The following is a 20,856-nucleotide window of genomic DNA, read 5'->3' as shown; positions in this document are numbered from 1 at the left end:
TGGAAGGAAGGGCACCTTCTTAACGCCTCCGGTCGAGAAGGTGCCCCTTCTCACGTGGTCAGGCCGTCGGATGCCGCCGGGTGCGCGGCGGTCGGCTGCGCACCCGGCGTCGCTCCGGTCAGCCCTTGTTCTTGATCTGGCTGTTCCAGTGGTTGATCCACTCGGTCTCGTTCTTGGCGATGACGTCCCAGTCGACGTTCATCGGCCTGAGGTCGAGCTGGGCCAGCCACTCCGGCTGGTCGGCGATCTCCACGGCCGGGATCTGGTAGTAGTCCTTGGCCAGGTCGGCGCGGAGCGTGTCGTCGAAGAGGAACTCGATGAACTTCTGCGCGCCCTCGCTGTTGCCGCCCTTGACCGCGGCGAGGCCGTCGACCAGCACCGGGGCACCGGAGGCCGGCATCACGAAGCCGAACGGCATGTTCGACTGGTTGGCCTGCAGCAGCACGTCCTGGAGGTTCCAGGCGCTGAGCACGCCCTGCTCCCGGGAGAGCTTCAGGTACAGGTCGGCCGGGTTGGCCGCGTACGAGCCGGTGTTGGCGTCGAGCCGCTTCAGCCAGTCGTACCCGGGCTGCGGGTTGCTGCCGTCGGGCGACAGGCGCTGGATCATCGAGGCGTAGATCGACCGCATGGTGCCGGACGCGGCCACGTCCCGGATGATGATCTTGTCTTTCCACTGCGGGTCGAGCAGGTCGTCCCAGTCCTTCGGCGCCTGCTCCGGGGTGAGCGCCTTGTTGTTGTACATGATCACCTCGGGGAGCAGGATCTCCCCGAACCAGCGACCCTCGGCGTCCTTGTACTGCGCGTCCATCTTCTCGGCGAAGGACGGCTGCCACGGCTCCAGCAGGTCCTCGGCCGCGCCGGCGGCCAGGCCCTGCTGGGTGCCGCCCCACCAGACGTCGGCCTGCGGGTTGGCCTTCTCGGCCCGGACCCGCTCCAGGATCTCCTGGGCGCCGATGTTGAGGATCTCGACCTTGCCCTGGTACTCGGGGTACTTCGCGGTGAACTTCTCCACGACGAAGTCGGCGACCTTCTTGTCGCGCGCGGTGTAGATGGTGATCTGCTCGGCGCCGCCGCCGTTGCCGCTGGCCGCGTCGTCCGAGTCGCCCGTGCCGCAGGCGGTGCCGGCGGCGAGCACGGTGGCGAGGGCTCCGGCGAGGAGAATCCGACGTCTCATGGGTGTACCTCCGAGGGGAAAGGGGTCGTTCAGGGGCTGGAAGGGCTTCAGGGGCTGGGCAGCAGGGCGGGCAGGCCGGCCGCCGCCGCGGCCAGGGCGTAGCTGACCGCGCCGTGCAGCACCGCCCGGTCGCCGAGGACTGCCCGGCGGACCTCGGTGGCGGCCGGCGCGCTGGCGGTGACCAGGGTCTGGAGACGGTCGACGGCGGCGTCGTCGAGGTCGGCGGCGGCCCCGCTGAGCAGGACCCGGCCCGGGTCGATCACGCAGACGCAGGAGACGATCAGCCGGGACCAGGCGGCCAGCACCTCGTCGAGGTACGCCGCCGCCCGCCCGTCGGTGCGGGCCAGCTCGACCAGGGCGGCCACCGGCGCGTCCGGCCGCCGCCCGGGGGCCAGCGCGACGACCCGCTCGGCGACGGCGTTCTCCGACCAGCGGGCCTCGAACGGGCCGATCCCGTCGTGCCCCCGGTCGGCCGGGTCCAGCGGCAGGAAACCGACCTCCCCGGCGGCCCCGCCGGAGCCCCGGCGCACCTGGCCGTCGAGGACCAGTCCGGCGCCGATGCCGTCGGCGACGTGCAGCAGGAGCAGGTCGGCGACGTCGCTGCCGGCCCCGGCGGCGTGCTCGCCGGCGGCCATCAGGTTCACGTCGTTGTCCACCACCACCGGCACCCCGAGGTGCCGCTGGACCGACTCCCCTATCGGCCGCCCCTCCACCAGCCCCACCGAGGGGGCCAGGCGGACCGCGCCGCCGGAGGAGACGCCGGGCGCCGCGATGGCCACCCCACGCAGCGCGGGCAGCCCGTCGCCGGCCAGTTCGGGTACGGAGCGGCAGATGGTGTCGACGATGTCCCCGGCGAGACGGATGGTGCGGTGTGCGACGACCGTCCCGTCGCTGTCGGCGATCTCGCAACTGATCCGGGCCGGCTCCAGCGCAACGGCGGCGACCAGCTCGGCGCGGGGGTTGAACTCCAGCATGGCGCGGGGCCGGCCGGCGCGGGAGGTGCCGGGGCCGCGTTCGATCAGGTACCCCTCGGCGATCAGCTCCCGCACGAGAGGGGTGAGCGTGGCGGGGCTCAGCCCGGTGAGCTCGGTCAGCTCGGCGCGGGAGAGCACCCGCACCTGGCGGGCGGTGGAGATCACCGAGAGGCGCTTGATCTCCTTCGACCGCTCCCGGCTCACCGGGCTCGTTGGTGGCGTCACCACGTCAGTCACACTTCCTTCCTACGGAGAACGAACTATCGAGTCAAGTAACGAATGGGTCTCGGAGCTTCGCCAGCACGGCACTGAGCAGCGGAAACATCGAGGGAGGCCAAGCCCGAGCAACGGAGGGCGGGGGTGTCAACCCACCGATCCGGCCGGGATTTATTTCTTCTGCGAATGAAGAAAAACGAGGAAGAGCATTGACGAGCGGCCTTGATCATCCCTAGCGTCACCGGGCGAAGGCCTTCCAGTGTGTACGGACTCCCGTACCGCTGCGTACCCGGCCGGGCGCTCCCACGCGGTGCGCCCGGCCGGTCCCGTCAGCGATCCGACCACCCCGCCACGGCGGCTCGCGCCCTGCCGCGACCGTCCACGGTGGACGCTGTTCGGACCTCGCAACCGGAAGGATCTGCATGCGAACACCGAGATTCCTCCTACCCGTGGCCCTGGCCCTGACCCTGGCCGCGACCCCCGGCACCGCCCTGGCCGCGCCGACCGCCCAGGCCGAGCGTCCCCGCGACGCCGTCGACCTCGACGTGCTCTTCGTCAGCGCCCACCCCGACGACGAGGCGTCCAGCCTCGCCACCCTCGGCCAGTGGAAGGAGAAGCACGGCGTCAAGGCCGGCGTCGTCACCATCACCCGGGGCGAGGGCGGCGGCAACGCCATCGGCCTGGAGGAGGGCCCGCCGCTGGGCATCATCCGCGAGCGCGAGGAGCGCACCGCGATCGGCCGGGCCGGCGTCGAGCACCTCTACAACCTGGACCGGGTCGACTTCTGGTACACCGCCTCGGCGCCGCTGTCCGAGCAGATCTGGGGCCACGACGAGACCCTGGCCCAGATCGTCCGGATCATCCGGACCACCCGGCCCGAGATCATCATGACGATGAACCCCTCCCCCACCCCGGGCAACCACGGCAACCACCAGCAGGCCGCCCGGTTCGCCGCCGAGGCGTTCCACGCCGCCGCCGACCCGAAGGCCTTCCCGGAGCAGTTGCACCAGGAGGGGCTGAGCCTCTTCCGGCCGGCGAAGTTCCTGCGTACCGGGGGTACCGGCACCTCCTCGACCGGCCCGGGCTGCGCCACGAGCTTCCGCCCGACGGTCCCCACCGACCAGGTCTTCGGCATCTGGGAGGGCACCCCGAGCGCGTCCGGGAGGACCTGGGCGGAGATCGAGGTCGACGCCCGCCGGGACTACGTCACCCAGGGCTGGGCGAGCAGCGCCGCCGCCCCGACCGACCCGGCGAACATCCGCTGCGACTTCTACACCCTGGTCGACAGCCGGGTCCCGTACGACCCGACGGACACCTCCCCGGAGGCGATCCTGCGCGGCTCGGTCCTGCCGTCCGTCAAGGGCGGCCTGCGCCGGGGCACCGAGCTGTACCTGACCACCGACCGGTTCGACGTCGCCCCCGGCCAGACCATCGAGGTGACCGCCCACGTCCGGTCGGCCGCCGACCAGACGATCGAGGTGCCCCGGGTCGCGCTGCGCGCCCCGGACGGCTGGACCGTCCGGACCGTCAAGGGCGTCGGCGCGTCCGTCCCGGCCGGCAAGGCCCGCAAGGCCGTCTTCAGCGTCACGGTGCCCGAGGGCGCCGACACCGGCGTGCAGAAGCTGCTCACCGCCACCCTGACCACCAAGGGCCAGGGCACCGGCACCACCGACGAGGCGGTCCGGGTGGTCGCCGACGTGCGGGGCACCCTGGAGGCGCTGCCCGAGGTGGGGCTGTTCCGCACCTGGGCCGCCGAGGGCGGGTACGGCCAGCTCGACACCCTGATCAAGCCGGTGCTCACCGTCGGTTCCGGCGGCAGCCGGGAGGTCACCGTCGACCTGCGCAACCACGGCACGACCCCGCAGAGCGGCACGGTCACCCTGGGCCTGCCGGAGGGCTTCACCGCCGACGCCGTTACGAAGAGCTACAGCGACCTGGCGGCCGGCGCCACCGGCGCGGTCACCTTCACGGTGACCAACAGCGACGACACCCTGCCGACCGCGAACGAGGGTGGGGTCAACGGTGACTACGACCTGACCATCACCACCACCAGCAGCACCGGCAGCACGGTGGAGACCGGCGCGCTGGAGATCGTGCCGACCACCGAGATCCCGCACGCCGGCCACGACCACGCCACGGACGGGGTGGCGAGCGAGGGCGAGTACCCCGGCGAGGAGCTGGACTTCTCCCGGATCTGGGAGGGGCAGGCGGTCACCCCGGCCGACGCCTCGGCCAAGGGCCGCGTCGCCTGGACGCCGGACGCGCTGAAGGTCTTCGTCGAGGTCACCGACGACGTGCTCGGCCGCAAGGTGGTCCCGCAGGACTGCAAGCGGCAGCGGCGGACCGACAGCATCGAGATCATCGTCGACCCGAAGGGGAACTCCTCGGACACCTCGACGGTGTTCAAGGCGGGCATCTTCCCGATCACCGACGACCCGGCCAACGGCAACCCGCCGTGCTGGCAGCGCGACGCCGACAACCGGCAGGGTCCGGGCGAGCAGACCGCGCCCGGCATGCGGGTGGTCAGCAAGGTCAGCGAGCCGTACACCGGGTACACCATCGAGGCGAGCATCCCGTTCGACGTGCTGCCCGACGCGGTGGACCCGCAGCGGATGGGCTTCAACGTGCTGGTCTACGACTCGGACACGCAGGACCTGTCGTCGCAGTCCCGGCTCGGCTGGTCGACCTTCACCGGCGTCCGGGCCGACCCGTACCGGTACGGCCTGGCCACGCTGCCCGGGTACACCCCGCCGCAGCGGGAGCCGAGCGCCCCGGTCTTCCCGGACACCGCCGCGCGCAGCGTGCACAGCCCGCAGACCCTCGCCCAGTCGGCGCTGGACGGGGTGGCTCCGGCCGCGGTACGGAAGCTGCCCGCCGGTGCCCTCACCGTGACGGGGGTCCGGACGGTCAGCGGCGGGATCGAGGTGACGGTGCGCGCCGACCGGCGCGGCACCGCGTACCTGTACGCCTGGGACGGTGACACCTCGCGCGGCAGCCGCAGCGTCGACCTGCGCACCGACCGCCCGGTCAACGTGCTGATCCCGGTGGACGGGGGCGACCCGGCCCGGGTGCTGGCCGCCTTCGAGGCCGCCAACGGCAGTGGCGCCCTGGCCCAGCAGGTGATCGTGCGCCGCTGACCCGGCACCGGGCGGGACGGTGGTGGCGGACGGGATCAGCCGCCACCGTCCCGCCCGGCCGGTCCACCGGCTGCGGACCAGCGCAGCCGGTAGACGGCCATCCGGGTGGTGTCGTACCGCAGGTCGGCGAGCTCGGGCAGGTCCGGCGACTCCAGCTCCACCGAGCGGTCCACCACCAGCCAGCGCACCCCGTACCGGTCGCGCAGGTCGGCCAGGCCCGCCTCGGTGGGGGCGGTGAACGCGGCGTCGTTGGCGCGCAGCCGGTCGGGGTCCCAGAACGCCGCGTACGGGCCACCGGGCAGGCCCACCATCCGGGGCACGAACGCCCACCCCTCCACCAGCACCGACCGTTCGGCGTACCCGCTGAGCCAGAACGAGCGGGCGTCGCACCACCGGTCGTCCACCACCCGCCAGCAGTGCACGTTGGTGGCGAGCACGTCCCCGGGTGCGCTGTGCGCCCGGACCCAGCGGGCCGCCTCCACCCGCGACGCCGGCATCGGCACCACCGCGTACGCGCCGCCGTTGGGGTACGTGCGGGCCGCGGCGGCGTCCAGCACCAGGCCGGGGGCGCCGGCCACCAGGACGCCGGTGAGCAGCACCGCCCCGCCCCGACCGGCCAGCCCCGGCCACCGGCCCACCAGCGCCGGCCAGCAGAGCGCCACCAGCAGCGCCAGCAGGGCCAGCACCGCCGCCCAGACCAGCAGCGGCAGCACCGCGCCGTACCCCTGGGTCGGCCCGCTCGCCGGGAACCGCCACTGGTACGCGGTGAGCAGCACCGCGAAGCACGCCGCCGCCCCGACGAGCAGCAGCCGTCCGCGCCGTGCCAGCCCGGCCCGGTCCACCACCTCCGCCCAGCCCCACGCGGAGAGGATCACCCCGAAGGTGAACCCGGCCCGCAGGAAGTACTGGTTGCTGCTGCCCGGGTGGGCGACCAGCAGGTACACCGCCGGCCCGGCGAGCGCCCCGCCGAGCAGGAACACCTGCACCGGCTCCGGCCGCCAGCGGCGGTACCGCAGCACCGCCACCGCGCCGGCCAGCCGGAGCTGGAGGTTGAGCAGGAAGGCGACGAGGACCACCAGCCAGAGCAGCCCGGTCACCGCCGCCGGGCGGTCGACGGCGTCGTCGACGTACCCGCGCAGGCCGGCGAGGGGTTCGACGGTGACCCCGTGGCTGACGAAGGCGAAGAGCACGGCGGTGGCGAAGAGCTGCGCGGCCAGGGTCAGCCCGGCGGCGGCGAGCACCGCCCGGGGCAGCCGCCGCCGGGCCACCGCCAGCACCACCGCGACCAGGCCGAGCGCGGCCAGCACCACCGGCACCGAACTGGCCTTCGCACCGGTCGAGGCGGCCAGGAAACCCGCCGCGAGCGCCCACGCGCCCCGCCCCAGCGGCGGGACGGTCACCCCCCGGGCCCGGCCGACGATCTCCCCGAGCGCGGCGAGCAACGGCAGCAGCAGCACCCAGCTGTACGTCATCGACGGGCTGCCCCAGACGATGAAGGTGACCTGGGTGCCGAAGAGCTGCCGCAGGCCGTTCTCGTAGCCGAACTCGCCGACGGTGAACATCAGCACGGCGGCGGCCACCCCGGCGTACGGCCGGCCGGTGATCCGCCAGCCGACCACCGCGACCAGCACCACGGCCAGCGCGCAGAGCGCCGGTACGGCCAGCCGGAAGAAGACCGTGGGCAGGTCGACGCCGCTGACCAGGCTGCTCGCCGCCAGGTGGGCGAAGCCGAACCAGTGGTAGTGCAGCGGCTCGCCGGCCACCTGCGGCACCTGCGGCGGCATCTGGTGGGTCGCCGCCCCGGCGATGGAGAGCTGGAACGCCAGGTCGATGTACTGCGCCTGGCCCTCCTCGGTGGGCAGCACCGGGTTGACCCGCAGGAACGACTCGACCAGGTAGAGGGTGAACCCGGCCAGCACCGCCGTCACCGACCAGGCCCAGCCGGCCGGCACCCGGGCGTACCCGGTCGGTCGCCAGTGCCGGCGCAGCCCGGGGACCGCCGCGAAGGGCAGCACCACGGCCAGCGGCCAGAGCCGCAGCCAGCCGGGCGCGCCGAGGCCGACGGTCACCGCCCAGGCGGCCAGTTCCAGCACCAGCCCGACCGCCGCCCCCATGGCCAGGTCCTCGACCAGGGTGTGCGGGCGGCGACGCAGCGACCGGTAGACGAGGGTGCCGGGCAGCAGCACGGCCAGCAGCGCGTACCCGCTCCACCGGGCCAGCGCCACCGGCGGCGTGCCGGTGGCCAGCAGGGCGGCGGCGACCACCGCGTACCCGACGAGGGCCGGCGCCCAGCGGACCGGGCCGGGCCGGGGCCGGGCGGCGGTCGGGCCGGGGGCGGCCCCGGTGGCGAGCGCGGTCACCGCAGGCTGTCGGCCAGCTCGACCGGGGAGTCGGCGACCCGGTCGTCGGCGGTGTCGCTGGCGACCAGGTACGCGGGGCGGGCCTGCACGGCGGTGTAGATCCGGGCCACGTACTCCCCGAGCAGCCCCAGGCAGAGCAGTTGCACCGCGCCGAGGAAGAGCACCGCCACGTAGAGCGAGGGCCAGCCGGTCACCGTGGCCCCGGCGGCCCAGGCGGCCACCGCCACCACCAGCAGCACCCCGCAGACCGCCACCCCGGCCAACCCGAGCCAGGTGGCGACGCGCAGCGGCGCGGCGGAGAAGCTGGTCACGCTCTCGGCGGCCAGCCCGGCCATCCGGGACAACGGGTACTTGGTCCGCCCGGCGGCGCGTTCCGCCCGCTGGTAGGTGACCTCCCCGCTGGGGAAGCCCAGCCAGGGCACCACCAGCCGGAGCACCGGGGCCCGCTCGGGCAGGTCCCGCAGCGCCGCCACCACGGCCCGGCTGAGCAGCCGGAAGTCGCCGGCCTGGGCGGGCACCTGCTTGCCGACCAGCCGCCGCATCAGCCGGTAGTAGCCGGTCGCGGTCCAGCGTTTGAACACGGTGTCCCGGCTGCGGTCCGCGCGGACGCCGTAGACCACGTCCAGGTCGTCGGCGCGGGCCCGGCGCAGCATCTCCGGGATCACCTCGGGCGGGTCCTGGAGGTCGGCGTCGAGGCTGACCACGTACGACCCCCGGGCCCGGAACACGCCGGCGAGCAGGGCCGCCTGGTGTCCACTGTTGCGGCGCAGCCGCAGCACCCGGACCTGGGGCCAGTCCGCCCGCAGCCCGGTCAGCCGGGCCGGGGTGCCGTCGGTGCTGCCGTCGTCCACCGCCACCACCTCGTACGGCTCGGCCAGTCCGTCCAGGGTGGCCCGCAGCCGGTGGGCGAGCAGCGGCAGCACACCCTCCTCGTTGAACATCGGGATCACCACGGAGAGCGTCGGCTCCGGTCCGGTCACGGCGCGCGCCCCCCGGGTTCGGCTGGCTGGCGGACAGCCGAACGCTACCAGCGGGCCCGGCGTCGCGGCGGGTTCCGCGCCGGTCAGTCGCCGCAGGTGGTGGCGGGCAGGCCGGCGACCTTCACCGGGGACCGTCCGGTCGGCTCCGCCTTGCCGGCCAGCACCCGGGCCAGCCCGGTCATCGACGCCCGGCTCGACGAGTACGTCGCCAGCAGCACCGGGGACGTCGCCCGCGCCAGCAGGTACGGCGTGTCCATGGCGACCGTGACCGCCGCGCCGGAGCGCAGGTCACCGGTCCCGTCGCCGTACCCGACCAGGTGCACCACCCGGCCGCCCCGGGGCACCACCTCGACCCCCGCCGCCGTCAGCGCCTCGGTGAGCACCCGCCGGGTGCCGTCCCGGCCGCCGGAGGAGGTGACGGTGACCGGGCCGAGCACGGGGGCCGGGCCGCACGGGCCGCGCAGCACGGTGACCGCGGCGGTGGCGAGCTTCTCGGCGGCCTGCCGGTGCGCCGGGGCGTTCAGCGTGTCGAGGGCCGGGGCGGGGCGGTCGGCCAGCCGGAACTTCATGGTCAGCACCCGGGTGGCCGCCTCGACCAGGCGGTCCCGGGGCAGCGACCCGTCGCGCAGCGCGGCCAGCAGCCCGTCGTACGCCTTGGTGACGTTCGGCGGCATCAGGATGAGGTCGTTGCCGGCCGTGAGCGCCCGGACCGCGGCCTCCCCCGGCGACCACTTCTGCGCCGGCGCCATGTTCATCCCGTCGGTGATCACCACGCCCTGGAAGCCGAGCTGGCCCCGGAGCACGTCGGTGAGGACCTTGCGGGAGAAGGTGGCGGCGGTGCCCGGGTCCACCGAGCGGACGTCGAGGTGGGCGGACATCACGGCGAGCGCACCGGCGTCGATGCCGGCGGTGAACGGCGGCCAGGCCTCCTTCGCCAGCTTCGCCTTGCTCTGCCCGAGCACCGGCAGCTCCGTGTGCGAGTCGTCGGCGCTGTGCCCGTGGCCCGGGAAGTGCTTGACGGTGGCCCCCACCCCGGCCGACTGCAGCCCCCGCACGGCCGCGCCGACCTGCTTCGCCGCCCGCTGCGGGTCGGCCCCGAAGCTCCGCGAGCCGATCACCGTGCTCCGGCTGACCAGCACGTCGGCGACCGGGGCGAAGTCCAGGTTGATCCCCATCGCGGCCAGCTCGGTGCCGGCGGCCTGCCAGGCGGCCTCGGTCAGCGCCGGGTCGTCGGCGGCCCCGGCGGCCAGCGCGCTGGGCAGCAGGGTCACCCCCTGGGTGACCCGGGTGACCACGCCGTACTCCTGGTCGGTGCCGATGAGGAACGGCGCCGCGCCGGCCGGCAGCTTCCCCGCCGCCGCGCGCAGCCCGTCGGTCAGCTCGCGGACCTGCTTCGGGTTGTCGACGTTGGTGGTGGCCTGGTTGCCGGCGGTGGGGTCGTCGGCGGTGAAGCCGACCAGGATCAGCCCGCCCAGCCGGTACTTGGCGATCATCTCGGCCGGGGTGTCGACGCCGGCCAGCGCGCGGTTGCCGGCCGCCGAGCCGGCGGAGACCGTGGTCGCCGAGTCGCCGTAGGCGTACGCCATCAGCACCTGCCCGACCAGGTCCTCGTCCCCGAGCGTGGCGACCAGGTCCGCGGCCCGGCCGGCCGGGTCGTCGGCGGCGGCGCCCGGGGTGGGGGTCGCCGTCGCCGACGACGAGGTCGGCTCGGGCGTGGGGGCGGCGGGGCGTTCCCGCTCGCCCGCGCAGCCCGTGGCGAGCAGCAACGTCAGGGCGACGAACGCGACCCCGAGGCGGCGGGGCAGGGCGGAGCGGGCGGCGGGCGGCGGGGTGGCGTGGCGCGGGGAGGTCGACACGCCGCCCATCCCAACAGCTCATCCCTTATCGGGGCAAGTCACCCCGGCACCGGGGACGCGGGTGAGCCGCCCGCGCGAGCACGGGTAACGCCCCGCCGCCCCCGGCGACTCAGCCGACCCGGGTGAGCAGGGTCACCGGGGCCCCGTCCCCGGCGTGCCGGTACGGCTCCAGCTCGGCGTCCCAGGCGGTGCCGAGCGCCTTGTCGAGGGCGTGGGCCAGCCCCTCGGGGGCCCGGACGGTCGCCATGATGCTGCGCAGCCGGTCCTCGCCGAGCTGGATGTCCCCGGCGGCGCCGACGGTCGCCCGGAACAGCCCCCGGCCGGGCACGTGCATGAACCGCTCCCCGTCGGCCCCCGGACTCGGCTCCTCGGTCACCTCGAAACGGATCATGGGCCACTGCCGGAGGGCAGCAGCCAGTTCGGCGCCCGTCCCCGGGCGACCGGTCCACCCGCACTCGGCGCGCCGGGCGCCGGGGTCGACGGGCTGGGCTGTCCACTGCAGGTTGACCGGCGCGGCAAGGACGCGCGCGATCGCCCACTCGACGTGCGAGCACACGGCGAGCGGGGTCGAGTGGACGTATACGACGCCACGCGTTGGCACGGTGACCTCCCGGAGAGCGAGGTGCGTCTTCCCCTACGACCTCGCGTCCACCGAATGGTCTGCGAAGACATGATGACTGCTGTGACGGATGGTGCGCCAGGGAATCGGAAAATTCGCGGTCCGGAATAGTCCCACCCGACGGGGTGGTTACGCACGTTTGGGACAGGCCGTGGGGACCGTCCGGGGTCCATGGTCGTGTACAGTTTCCTCGGCGGTTTATGCCGCCGCACATCTTCGGTGGGTCGAGGTCCGGGCTCCTCCCGGGCGTCACCCGCCGTAGCCCCCGGACGACGTCCCGTCCTCCCGTACGTCTCACAAGGAGCACCTCCGTGGCGAGCAACACCTCAAAGACCGCGCGCGCGTCCGTCCGGGCCGGCCAGGCTGGCCAGGGTGGCGCCCTCAGCGTGCTGGGCGAGTTCAAGTACCTCATCCCGCTCAACGGCGGCAAGCACGCCTACGTCCGGAACCTGACCAACGGCAAGACCGCGCACCTGCGTACCGACTCCGAGGCCTTCGTCGAGGAGATCCGCACGCTGGCCACCGCCGGCCACGCCACCAAGATCCGCGCCGAGATCGCCACCCTCGCCGCCGCCCACCCGGGCCACGGCTGGGACGACACCGAGAAGCGTCTCGTCGAGGCCGGCGTCTTCGAGGGCTGAGCCCTCCCCGAGGGCGTCCCCGCCCTCACCCGCGCCACCCGAGTACCGCCCGTCGGCCGCGCCGGCGGGCGGTACTGCCGTGTCGACACACGTCATCGCGCTGCGGTGTGCGCCGGGGCGTCATCGGAGTGCGGTGTGCGGGAACCGATACCTGCGCCGGCGTCGCGTCGGAGAACCGTCATCGCCGGGCCGGGGGCGGCTCACCACGGGAACGACGGGTACCCGGGTCGCCCGAGGTGGGCCGGACCGCTGATCGGCAAGGCCGTGACATGCGCCGGGAGCCCTCCCGTAGTCTCACCCGGTCGCCCGGCACACCGCCGGCGCGCCCACCGCGGCTCCGGCCGCCGTGCCACGGGAGCTTGCTGCGTTGACCGACCACACCAGCCTCGACCGGGAGATCGCCGTCGAGCAGCGGCAGCTTGACCGGGTGTACGCCCGGCTGGCCGAGCTGCGCCGGGCGGCGGCCCGCGCGGAGCGCGACGGGTACCGGCTGGCCCGGGTCGGCACCTTCGGCGCGCTTGTCGAACGGGACGCGATGGTGTTCCACGCCGCGCAGCGCCGGCACCTGCTCGACGCCGAGCACGAGGGGCTGGTCTTCGGCCGGCTGGACCTGCGCGGGGGCCAGACGCTGTACGTCGGGCGGCTCGGGGTCCGCGACGAGAACGCCGAGACGCTGGTGGTGGACTGGCGGGCCCCGGCGGCCGAGCCGTTCTACCGGGCCACCCCGGCGGCTCCGCTGGGCGTGGTCCGCCGGCGGACGATCCAGTCGTCGGACGAGCGGGTCACCCGGATCGAGGACGACCTGCTCGACCCGTCCGCCGCCGGTCCGGAGATGACCGTGGTGGGCGACGGCGCGCTGCTGGCCAGCCTGTCGAAGGCCACCGGGCGCGGGATGCGGGACATCGTCGCCACCATCCAGCGCGAGCAGGACGAGGCGATCCGCTCCCCCGGCTCCGGGGTGACCATCGTGTCCGGCGGTCCCGGCACCGGCAAGACGGCGGTCGCCCTGCACCGGGCCGCGTACCTGCTCTACTCCGACCGCAACCGGTACGCCGGCGGCGGCATCCTGGTGGTCGGCCCCTCCTCGGTCTTCGTCGAGTACGTCGCGTCGGTCCTGCCGTCGCTCGGCGAGGAGAGCGCCACCCTGCGCTCGCTGGGCACGCTCTTCACCGGCCTGACCTCGACCCGGACCGACCCGCCGGACGTGGCGGCGGTGAAGGGGTCGCTGCGGATGCGCCGGGTGCTGGAGCGGGCCGCCCGGGACGCGGTGCCGGACGGCCCGACCGAGCTGCGCCTGCTCTACCGGGGCGAGCTGCTCCGGTTGACCCGGGCGGAGCTGGACGCCATCCGGGAGCGGGCGCTGCCCCGGGGGGCCCGCCGCAACGAGGTGCGCCGGGCCGGGTTCGACGGGATCTTCGCCGCGCTCTGGGCGCAGGCCCGCAAGCTGCGCGTCGGCCGGCTGCCGGAGCAGCGCGCCTTCGAGGACGAGATCGCCGACCGGCCGGAGTTCCGGGAGTTCCTCAAGGCCTGGTGGCCCCGCCTGCACCCGAGGCACGTGCTCGGCTGGCTGGCCCGGCCGGAGCGGCTGCGCGGGTACGCGGGCGGGATCTTCTCCCGTGCGGAGATCCGGCTGCTCGACGCGGCCTGGCGCACCCTGGACACCGAGGGCCTGACCATCGCCGACATCGCCCTGCTGGACGAACTGGACACGCTGCTGGGCAAGCCGGTGCAGCCGGCCCGGCGCAAGCGGGACCCGTACACGCTGGCCGGTGGGGTCCGCGAGCTGAGCACCCACGCCGACCGGCAGCGCGCCGCCCGGGCGGCGGCCCGGCAGCGGCCGGAGGACTACCGGGAGTACGCCCACGTGGTGGTCGACGAGGCACAGGACGTCTCGCCGATGCAGTGGCGGATGATCGGCCGCCGGGGTCGGCTGGCGTCCTGGACGGTGGTCGGCGACCCCGCCCAGACGGCCTGGACGGGTGACCCGGCGGAGCTGTCCCGGGCCCGGGACCAGGCGTTGGGCCGGCGCAGGCAGCACCGGTTCACGTTGACCACCAACTACCGCAACCCGGCGGAGATCTTCGCGGTGGCGGCGGCGGAGATCCGCCGGATCGACCCGGACCTGCCACTGCCCACCGCCGTGCGCTCCACCGGGGTGGAGCCGGTGCGGCGGCTGGTGCCGGCGGCGGACCTGGCGGCGGCGACCGTCGCGGCGGCGGAGGCGCTGCTGGCCGAGGTGCCGGGGACGGTCGGGGTGATCACGCCGGTGCCGCGCCGCGACGAGGTGGCCGGCTGGCTGGGCGAGCGGGGCGGGACCCGGCTCCAGGTGGTGACCAGCCTCCAGGCCAAGGGCATGGAGTACGACGGGGTGGTGCTGGTCGCGCCGGGCGAGATCCGGGCCGATCCGGGCTCCGGCGTCCGCACCCTGTACGTCGCGCTCTCCCGGGCCACCCAGCGCCTGACCACGCTCGACATCACCGGCTGAGCCACCGGCCTCGGCCCGCCTCCCGACCCGCCCGCCGGCAGCGGCCTGCCCGGACCCACCGGCCAGCGGTCCGCCCACCGGCCTGCCGTTCTGCCCGACCCACCCGCCGGCCCGCCGGGTGGTCGGCGGGCTGACCGGCGGTGTCCCGGCGGGCTCGCCCCGCCGTGTCCCGGCGGCCTGATCCCCCGGGTCGACCTGTCACCCACCGGTCAACGGCCGAATACCGACAGTTTACTTGCACACATAGCGATGTGAGCATATGTTGGACCGGGTCCGGACGACAGGCGGAGGGTGTGGACGTGGGCGCAGGGCATGATCACCAGGCCACGGTGGCGAACGCCGCACACCGGCACCGGGGGCGACTCTGGGCCGCGCTGGTCATCCTGGCCGCGTTCACGGTCGTGCAGACCGTGGGCGCCTTCGGCACCGGGTCGCTGGCGCTGCTCTCCGACGCCGGGCACATGTTCACCGACGTCCTGGGCATCGGGCTGGCGCTGGCCGCGATCACCGCCACCCGCCGGGCCACCGCCGACCCGCAGCGCACCTTCGGCCTCTACCGCCTGGAGGTGCTCGCCGCCCTCGCCAACGCGCTGCTGCTCAGCGGGGTCGCGGTCTACGTGCTGATCGAGGCGGTCCGCCGGCTCGGCGAGCCGCCGGAGGTGCTCACCGGCCCGATGCTGGTCGTGGCGCTGCTCGGCCTCCTCGCCAACGTGGTCGCCTTCGGGCTGCTGCGCAAGGGCGCCGAGGAGAGCATCAACCTGCGCGGGGCGTACCTGGAGGTCCTCGCCGACCTGCTCGGCTCGCTCGGCGTGATCGCCGCCGCACTGGTGATCATGGTCACCGGCTGGTGGTGGGCCGACCCGCTGGTGGCGGTCGCCATCGGCGCCTTCATCCTCCCCCGGACCTGGCGGCTGGCCCGCGCCGCGCTGCGGATCCTGGTCCAGGCCGCCCCGGAGCACCTCCAGGTGACCGAGGTGCACGACCGGCTCTCCGCCGTCCCCGGCGTGGCCGAGGTGCACGACCTGCACCTGTGGACCCTCACCTCGGGCATGGAGGTCGCCTCGGCGCACCTGACCACCACCCCCGGCGCCGAGGTCGGCACGGTCCTCGCCGCCGCCCGGACGGCCCTGCGCGAGGACTTCCACATCGAGCACGCCACGTTGCAGATCGAGCCCGGAGCGTCACCGGGGGCCTGCGGGGCGGTCGGCTGGTAATTAGCGCACGCTTAAATCTGGGCGCGTATTGTCCGGTTCATGCCGAGTTAACTGGTGTCCCTCCGGACGTCAGCGGTCACGGTGACTGCAGTAGTCACACCCGCACCGGTAGGCTCGGTTCCGGCCTCCGCCAGGCGGCGCCCACCGGCGCCGGCGGTGGCCGTCGCCTAATCGCCACGGTGGCGAGCCGGGGAACCACGTCCGTGGGGTGCATCCGCGTCAGCGCGGTAGGGATCTTCCGTCCCGAACCCGTCAGCTAACCCGGTCGGCGGCTGACGGAAGGACATGTCTTGGCAGTAGTGGCATCACCGCGACGTATCACCGCCCGGCTGGCGGCCGTGCTCGTCACGGCGCTCGCCGTCGGCGCCGCCATCGCGCCGGTCACGCCGACGTCCGCCGCCACCCGGGCCGGCCTGCTGGCCGCGCCGGACGACGACCCCGAGGGTGGCACCCCGGCCCTGCGCAACCAGCTCGAGGCGGCGAGCAAGGGTTGGCTCGACGCGAAGGCCAAGCTGGAGAAGTCGGCCAAGCGGCAGCAGGACCTCACCGGCCAGCTCAAGACCCTGGAGGCCGACCTGGCGGTCCGCACCGGCAAGGTCGGTGAGATCGCCCAGGTGGCGTACCGCACCGGCCGGCTCGGCGCGGCGAACGCGCTGCTCAACGCGAACTCGCCCGAGGGCTTCCTGGACCGCGCCGCCGCGCTCGACCAGGTCGCCGCCAGCGAGGAGCGGGAGCTGCGCAGGCTGCGCGAGACCCGCGACTCGTCCGCCCGCACCAAGCTCGCCCTCGACGGCGAGGTCCGCGAGCAGCGCAAGCAGGTCGCGACCATGGCCAAGCGCAAGGAGCAGGCCGAACAGGCTCTGGAGGCGTCCATCGCGCGGGATGCCCGCGAGGCGCAGGAGCGCCGCCGGCAGCAGGCGCAGCAACGCAGCAACGCGGGGTCCAGCGGGTCCAGCGGGCCGGGCGGGACGAGCACCAAGACCGCCAAGGCCGCGCCGCGCAACCCCGACGGCTCCTGGCCGCGCGAGTCGTGCAGCGTCAACGACCCGACCCCGGCCAACGGCTGCATCACCCCCCGCACGCTGCACGCGCTCAACCAGGCCAAGGCGGCCGGCTTCACCCGGTACGTCTCCTGCTACCGGCCGGGTGGCTCCGGTGAGCACCCCAAGGGCCGGGCCTGCGACTTCGCGGCGCAGAAGAACGGCTTCGGCGGCGACGCCACCGGCGGGGACCGGACGTACGGCAACAACCTGGCGGCGTACTACGTCAGGAACGCCGACCGGCTCGCCGTGCTGTACGTGATCTGGTACCGGCAGATCTGGCTGCCGAGCAGCGGTTGGAAGTCGTACAGCGGGGCGAACGGGGACCCGTCCAGCGACCACACCAACCACGTGCACCTGTCGGTCTACTGACCCGTACGCCGACCGCCCGGTGTCCCGCCGTCACGGGGGACACCGGGCGTTTTCGTCCGCGCCGGACCGTGCCCGTGACGCCGTACCGGGGGTTATCAGGTGAGCGACCCGGCGTGGAGGACGAAAAGGTGGTCACGATGGACGGGCACGTGATGGTCTTCGCCCCGACCCCGCTGCTGACGGTCACCGTCGAACAGCCCGGTGACGAGCCGGAACTGCACCTGCACCCCGGCGGGCAGGGGGTCTGGCAGGCCCGGATGATCTCCTCCCTCGGCGTGCCGGTGGTGCTCTGCGCCAGCATCGGCGGCGAGATCGGCCAGGTGCTGGAGCCGCTGCTGGGCAGCGAGGGGGTGGACCTGCGCACGGTACGCCGGCACTCCACCAACGGCGGGTACGTGCACGACCGCCGCGACGGCGTCCGGCACGAGGTCGTCGACGTACCCGGCCACCCGCTCACCCGCCACGAGCTGGACGAGCTCTACAACCTGGCGCTCGGCGAGGGGCTGCGCGCCCCGGTCAGCGTGCTCAGCGGCCCCAACCAGCCGTCCCTCGTCCCGCCCGACGTGTACCGGCGGTTCGCCGCCGACCTGGGCGACAACGGCAGCCGGGTGGTGGTCGACCTCTCCGGGGAACACCTCACCGCCGTCCTGGACAGCGGGGTCTTCTTCTGCAAGATCAGTCACGAGGAGCTGCTCCGCGACGGGCTGGCCCGCGACGACAGCGCCGAGGAGCTGACCGGCGTGCTCTACGACCTGCACCACGCCGGGGCCCAGACGGTGCTGGTCAGCCGGGCCGACGAGCCGGCGCTGGCCCTGGTCGACGGGGAGGTGTTCGAGGTGGAGATGCCCCGCCTCCAGGCCGCTGACCCGCGCGGCGCGGGCGACTCGATGACCGCCGGGGTGGCGGCGGTGGTCGCCGTCGGCGGGGACATCCGGACCGCGATCCGCACCGGCGCGGCGGCCGGCGCGTTGAACGTCACCCGGCACGGGCTGGGCACCGGCCGGCTCGACTCGATCACCGGCCTGGTGGACCGGGTCCGCCTCGTCCCGGCCGGCTCCCGGCCGCAGGAGCGGACCACCCCGGACGACCTGGCCCACCGGGTGGTCGAGCGGTGACGCTACGGGTGCTGGTCACCAACGACGACGGTATCGCCGCCCCGGGCCTGGCCGAACTGGCCCGCGCGGCGGTGGACCGGGGGCTGGACGTGGTGGTGGCCGCGCCCCGGGAGGAGGCCAGCGGCAGCAGCGCCGCGATGACCGCCGTCGAGGAGGACGGCCAGGTCGTGGTCCACCACCAGAGCCTGCCGGAGCTGCCCGGGGTGCCGGCGTTCGCGGTCGGCGGCTCCCCCGGCTTCATCACGCTGATCGCCCTGCACGGCGCGTTCGGGCCGGCGCCGGGCCTGGTGCTCGCCGGGATCAACCGGGGGGCGAACGCGGGCCGCGCGGTGCTGCACTCCGGGACGGTCGGCGCGGCGTTCACCGCCGCCGCCAACGGCTGCCGCGCCCTGGCCGTCTCCCTCGACGTGCTCTCGGCCGCCGACGCCACCGCCGGCAGCGGCGGTGCCGCGGTGGCCGCCGCCGCCCTGGTCCGGGACGCCGACCGGCACTGGGCGACAGCCGCCCGGGTGGCGCTGGACCTGCTGCCCCGGCTCACCGCCGCGCCGGTGGAGAACGTGCTCAACGTCAACGTGCCGGACCTGCCACCCGACCGGCTGCGCGGGGTACGCCGGGGTTCGCTGTCCGCCTTCGGTCAGGTGCAGATGACGGTGGCGGAGGCCGGGCACGGCTTCGTCCGCACCTCGCTGGAGGAGCCGGGGCAGGCCGTGCAGCCCGGGAGCGACCTGGCCCTGCTCGCCGAGGGGTACGCCTCGGTCACCGCGATCCGCGCCGTCACCGAAGTGACCGACGTCGACCTGTGAGCCCCTGCGCCGGGTCTCCGGTGCCCCGGGTCACCGTCGCGCCGGACGCTCAGGCGCCGGGCAGGACCTCCGGGGTGGGCGCGCCCGCGTAGTAGGGCTCCGGAGCCCCGAAGAGACCGAGCAGCCCGGTCACCCAGAGTTGCCGGTGCACGAACCGGCTCGGCTCGGTGACGACGAGCTTGACGCCGCTCACCTCGGCGGTCTGGAAGCCGGCGACCATGGCGCTGATACCGACGGAGTCGATGAAGGTGACGAGCCGCATGTTGAGCTCGATACGGGCGGGACGCCCCTTGGCGAGCACTTCCGTGATCGCCTCGCGCACCTCGTACGCGGTGTCCACGTCGATCTCACCCCGAGGGGCGATCTCGATGACACCACCGGAAAGAACCGACTTCACGATCGACAGGCTCACGCGAGCACCTCCACTCGCCCGTTGTCGGGCGCCTCATCAGTACGCGGGCCGCGACCGAGAGTATTCCTCCCACGGCCTCGGTCGCCACCCCTCGGGATGAGCAATTTGCGGGTCGGGCACGGCATTCCGCCCTTGTCCGCACTTTTCGTCTTCTTGTCCACTGATCGGCTTCTTGTCCAACGATCGACCCTGGGCCGACGCGTCGCCGAACCAGAGTAACGGTCGCCGCGACCGAGTGCCCACACCACCGTCACCGGCGTGGCCCCGCGCCGCACCGACCCCCGCGTCGTCGCACCGACCACGACCCACCGACCGGGCGGTACGCACCCCCGGGGGCAGGTGGTCGCGGAGGGTGAAACCCCACAGTACGTGCCGCGCGACAACATACCCGACCGATGTGAATGTTCGTGACCGGCAGGTGTCCCGATGCCGACAGGTGTCCGTCATCTCGCCGCCGGGCGCCGACACCCCCGCACCGCCGGGCGCCCGGGTGACCAGGGGATCGACGTCGCGCCCCGGGGGGCATCCCCCCGGCAGCCGGGGTGGATCGACGGGACAGCCTGGGACGGATTGACCGACCTGCCTAGCATCGGACCGTTCTCACCACCCGAGTCCGAGAGGAAGACCACCATGAGGAGACTCGCCACCCTGGCCGGGGCCGCCGCCGCGCTCGCCCTGATGCTGGCCTGCGCCATCGGCGGCGGCGCGGGGGACGACGACGATGACGACGACGACGAGGACTTCGCGGGCGCCCGGATCGCGGTGGTCGCCACCCGCTGAGTCGGGCAACCGGTGCGGACCCGCTGCCGGCGACGGGTTTGCCGGCCGACCGGGCTGGGCACTGGCGGGGTACGCGAACCCACGACCGCCGGACTGACGCCGTAATCCGAAGTGGCCCCGGCTTCGGCACCCGAGGAGGTAACCACGATGTTCGGAACCAACCTGCTGGAGCGCCGCAGCAAGCCTGAGCGGATCGCGGACGAGGCCTGGCAGCACCTGGTCTCGGCCGTGAACACCGCCGGGGACAGTGTCCGGGAGGCCGCCCGGTCGGCCCGCCGCAACGGCTCCGGGCTGGCCGACGACGCCAGCGACCTGGTCGGGTCGGCCGCGGACGAGGCCCGGCAGCGGGCCGTGCGCGCCTTCGACGCGCTCGCCGGCCGGCGGCCGGCGCTGCCCTGGGCGCTGCTGATCGGCGCGGCGCTGGCCGGTGCCGCCATCGGCTGGGCCGCCAGCTCGGCGGCCCGGGTGGCGGCGGCCCGGGACAGCCGGCCCGCCGACGACATCGAGTTCGTCGACGTGGACCGGCCGAACTCCCCGGTCGGCCTGGACACCTGACCCGACGACCCTGCGCCACCCGGCCCCGACCGCACCCATTCAGCGGTCGGGGCCACGTCATGCCCGGCAGGTGGTCCCGCCGGCGTCCCGCCCTTCCCGCCCTTCCCGCCCTTCCCTACCCCG

At 74.4% G+C, this 20,856-nt stretch carries 16 protein-coding genes and 1 riboswitch; of the genes, 9 read left to right on the top strand and 7 right to left on the bottom strand.

Annotation, left to right across the window (positions count from 1 at the left end; translation table 11 throughout):
* Positions 1–118 precede the first annotated feature (118 nt).
* Together ACQUFX_RS01470 and ACQUFX_RS01465 are read right to left on the bottom strand one after the other, a co-directional pair.
* Positions 119–1,174, bottom strand: coding sequence for an extracellular solute-binding protein (locus ACQUFX_RS01470; protein WP_428964249.1), 1,056 nt, complete (start codon positions 1,172–1,174; stop codon positions 119–121).
* Between the two features lie 47 nt (positions 1,175–1,221).
* Positions 1,222–2,385 carry an ROK family protein gene (locus tag ACQUFX_RS01465; RefSeq protein WP_428964247.1) on the bottom strand — a complete coding sequence of 388 codons (1,164 nt, stop codon included), beginning with the start codon at positions 2,383–2,385 and terminating at the stop codon, positions 1,222–1,224.
* Positions 2,386–2,786: 401 nt separating this feature from the next.
* Between ACQUFX_RS01465 and ACQUFX_RS01460 the strand changes: the two genes are divergently transcribed.
* Positions 2,787–5,501 (top strand): PIG-L family deacetylase, encoded by a 2,715-nt coding sequence (locus ACQUFX_RS01460; RefSeq protein ID WP_428964245.1) that lies wholly within the window; start codon positions 2,787–2,789, stop codon positions 5,499–5,501.
* Positions 5,502–5,536: 35 nt separating this feature from the next.
* Here ACQUFX_RS01460 and ACQUFX_RS01455 read toward each other — a convergent pair whose 3' ends face one another.
* The 4 genes from ACQUFX_RS01455 to ACQUFX_RS01440 form a co-directional block, all read right to left on the bottom strand.
* Positions 5,537–7,861 (bottom strand): hypothetical protein, encoded by a 2,325-nt coding sequence (locus ACQUFX_RS01455; RefSeq protein WP_428964243.1) that lies wholly within the window; start codon positions 7,859–7,861, stop codon positions 5,537–5,539.
* Entirely contained in the window at positions 7,858–8,841 is a 984-nt protein-coding gene (locus tag ACQUFX_RS01450; RefSeq protein ID WP_428964241.1) for a glycosyltransferase family 2 protein, read from the bottom strand. Before ACQUFX_RS01450 ends, ACQUFX_RS01455 begins: the two co-directional genes overlap by 4 nt.
* Before the next feature lie 83 nt (positions 8,842–8,924).
* Positions 8,925–10,646 carry a glycoside hydrolase family 3 protein gene (locus ACQUFX_RS01445; protein ID WP_428966825.1) on the bottom strand — a complete coding sequence of 574 codons (1,722 nt, stop codon included), beginning with the start codon at positions 10,644–10,646 and terminating at the stop codon, positions 8,925–8,927.
* Between the two features lie 160 nt (positions 10,647–10,806).
* Positions 10,807–11,298 (bottom strand): DUF3145 domain-containing protein, encoded by a 492-nt coding sequence (locus ACQUFX_RS01440; RefSeq protein ID WP_067362039.1) that lies wholly within the window; start codon positions 11,296–11,298, stop codon positions 10,807–10,809.
* A gap of 329 nt (positions 11,299–11,627) precedes the next feature.
* Here ACQUFX_RS01440 and ACQUFX_RS01435 point away from each other — a divergent pair, with 329 nt between their 5' ends.
* From ACQUFX_RS01435 to surE, 6 genes are all read left to right on the top strand, one after another.
* Positions 11,628–11,957, top strand: a complete 330-nt coding sequence (locus tag ACQUFX_RS01435) for a hypothetical protein (RefSeq protein WP_428964239.1) — start codon at positions 11,628–11,630, stop codon at positions 11,955–11,957.
* Between the two features lie 367 nt (positions 11,958–12,324).
* Positions 12,325–14,442, top strand: coding sequence for a HelD family protein (locus ACQUFX_RS01430; protein ID WP_428964237.1), 2,118 nt, complete (start codon positions 12,325–12,327; stop codon positions 14,440–14,442).
* Between the two features lie 299 nt (positions 14,443–14,741).
* Entirely contained in the window at positions 14,742–15,656 is a 915-nt protein-coding gene (locus ACQUFX_RS01425) for a cation diffusion facilitator family transporter (protein ID WP_428964236.1), read from the top strand.
* A gap of 154 nt (positions 15,657–15,810) precedes the next feature.
* A riboswitch (cyclic di-AMP (ydaO/yuaA leader) is annotated at positions 15,811–15,943 on the top strand.
* 3 nt (positions 15,944–15,946) lie between these two features.
* Complete coding sequence (locus ACQUFX_RS01420) at positions 15,947–17,068, top strand: coiled-coil domain-containing protein (protein ID WP_428964235.1); 1,122 nt, start codon at positions 15,947–15,949, stop codon at positions 17,066–17,068.
* 137 nt (positions 17,069–17,205) lie between these two features.
* On the top strand, positions 17,206–18,183 hold the full coding sequence (locus ACQUFX_RS01415) for a PfkB family carbohydrate kinase (protein ID WP_428964234.1): 978 nt from the start codon (positions 17,206–17,208) through the stop codon (positions 18,181–18,183).
* Positions 18,180–18,986: a 5'/3'-nucleotidase SurE gene (gene surE, locus ACQUFX_RS01410; RefSeq protein ID WP_428964233.1), complete on the top strand. Its 807-nt coding sequence runs from the start codon at positions 18,180–18,182 to the stop codon at positions 18,984–18,986. The genes ACQUFX_RS01415 and surE overlap by 4 nt, the downstream gene beginning before the upstream one ends.
* A gap of 49 nt (positions 18,987–19,035) precedes the next feature.
* Here surE and ACQUFX_RS01405 read toward each other — a convergent pair whose 3' ends face one another.
* Entirely contained in the window at positions 19,036–19,398 is a 363-nt protein-coding gene (locus tag ACQUFX_RS01405) for an STAS domain-containing protein (RefSeq protein WP_428964231.1), read from the bottom strand.
* A 630-nt stretch (positions 19,399–20,028) separates the two neighbouring features.
* On the opposite strand from ACQUFX_RS01405, the gene ACQUFX_RS01400 reads away from it, so the two are divergent.
* Positions 20,029–20,178: a hypothetical protein gene (locus ACQUFX_RS01400; RefSeq protein WP_157527263.1), complete on the top strand. Its 150-nt coding sequence runs from the start codon at positions 20,029–20,031 to the stop codon at positions 20,176–20,178.
* Between the two features lie 147 nt (positions 20,179–20,325).
* The gene (locus ACQUFX_RS01395) at positions 20,326–20,733 is read left to right on the top strand and encodes a hypothetical protein (protein ID WP_428964229.1); all 408 of its coding nucleotides are present in this window, start codon (positions 20,326–20,328) and stop codon (positions 20,731–20,733) included.
* Positions 20,734–20,856 lie beyond the last annotated feature (123 nt).

Source organism: Micromonospora fluostatini, from assembly GCF_050410825.1.
GTDB classification, from domain to species: domain Bacteria; phylum Actinomycetota; class Actinomycetes; order Mycobacteriales; family Micromonosporaceae; genus Micromonospora; species Micromonospora rosaria.
The sequence above is the reverse complement of the archived record's forward strand: the minus strand, read 5'-3'. Positions and strand labels throughout refer to the sequence as shown.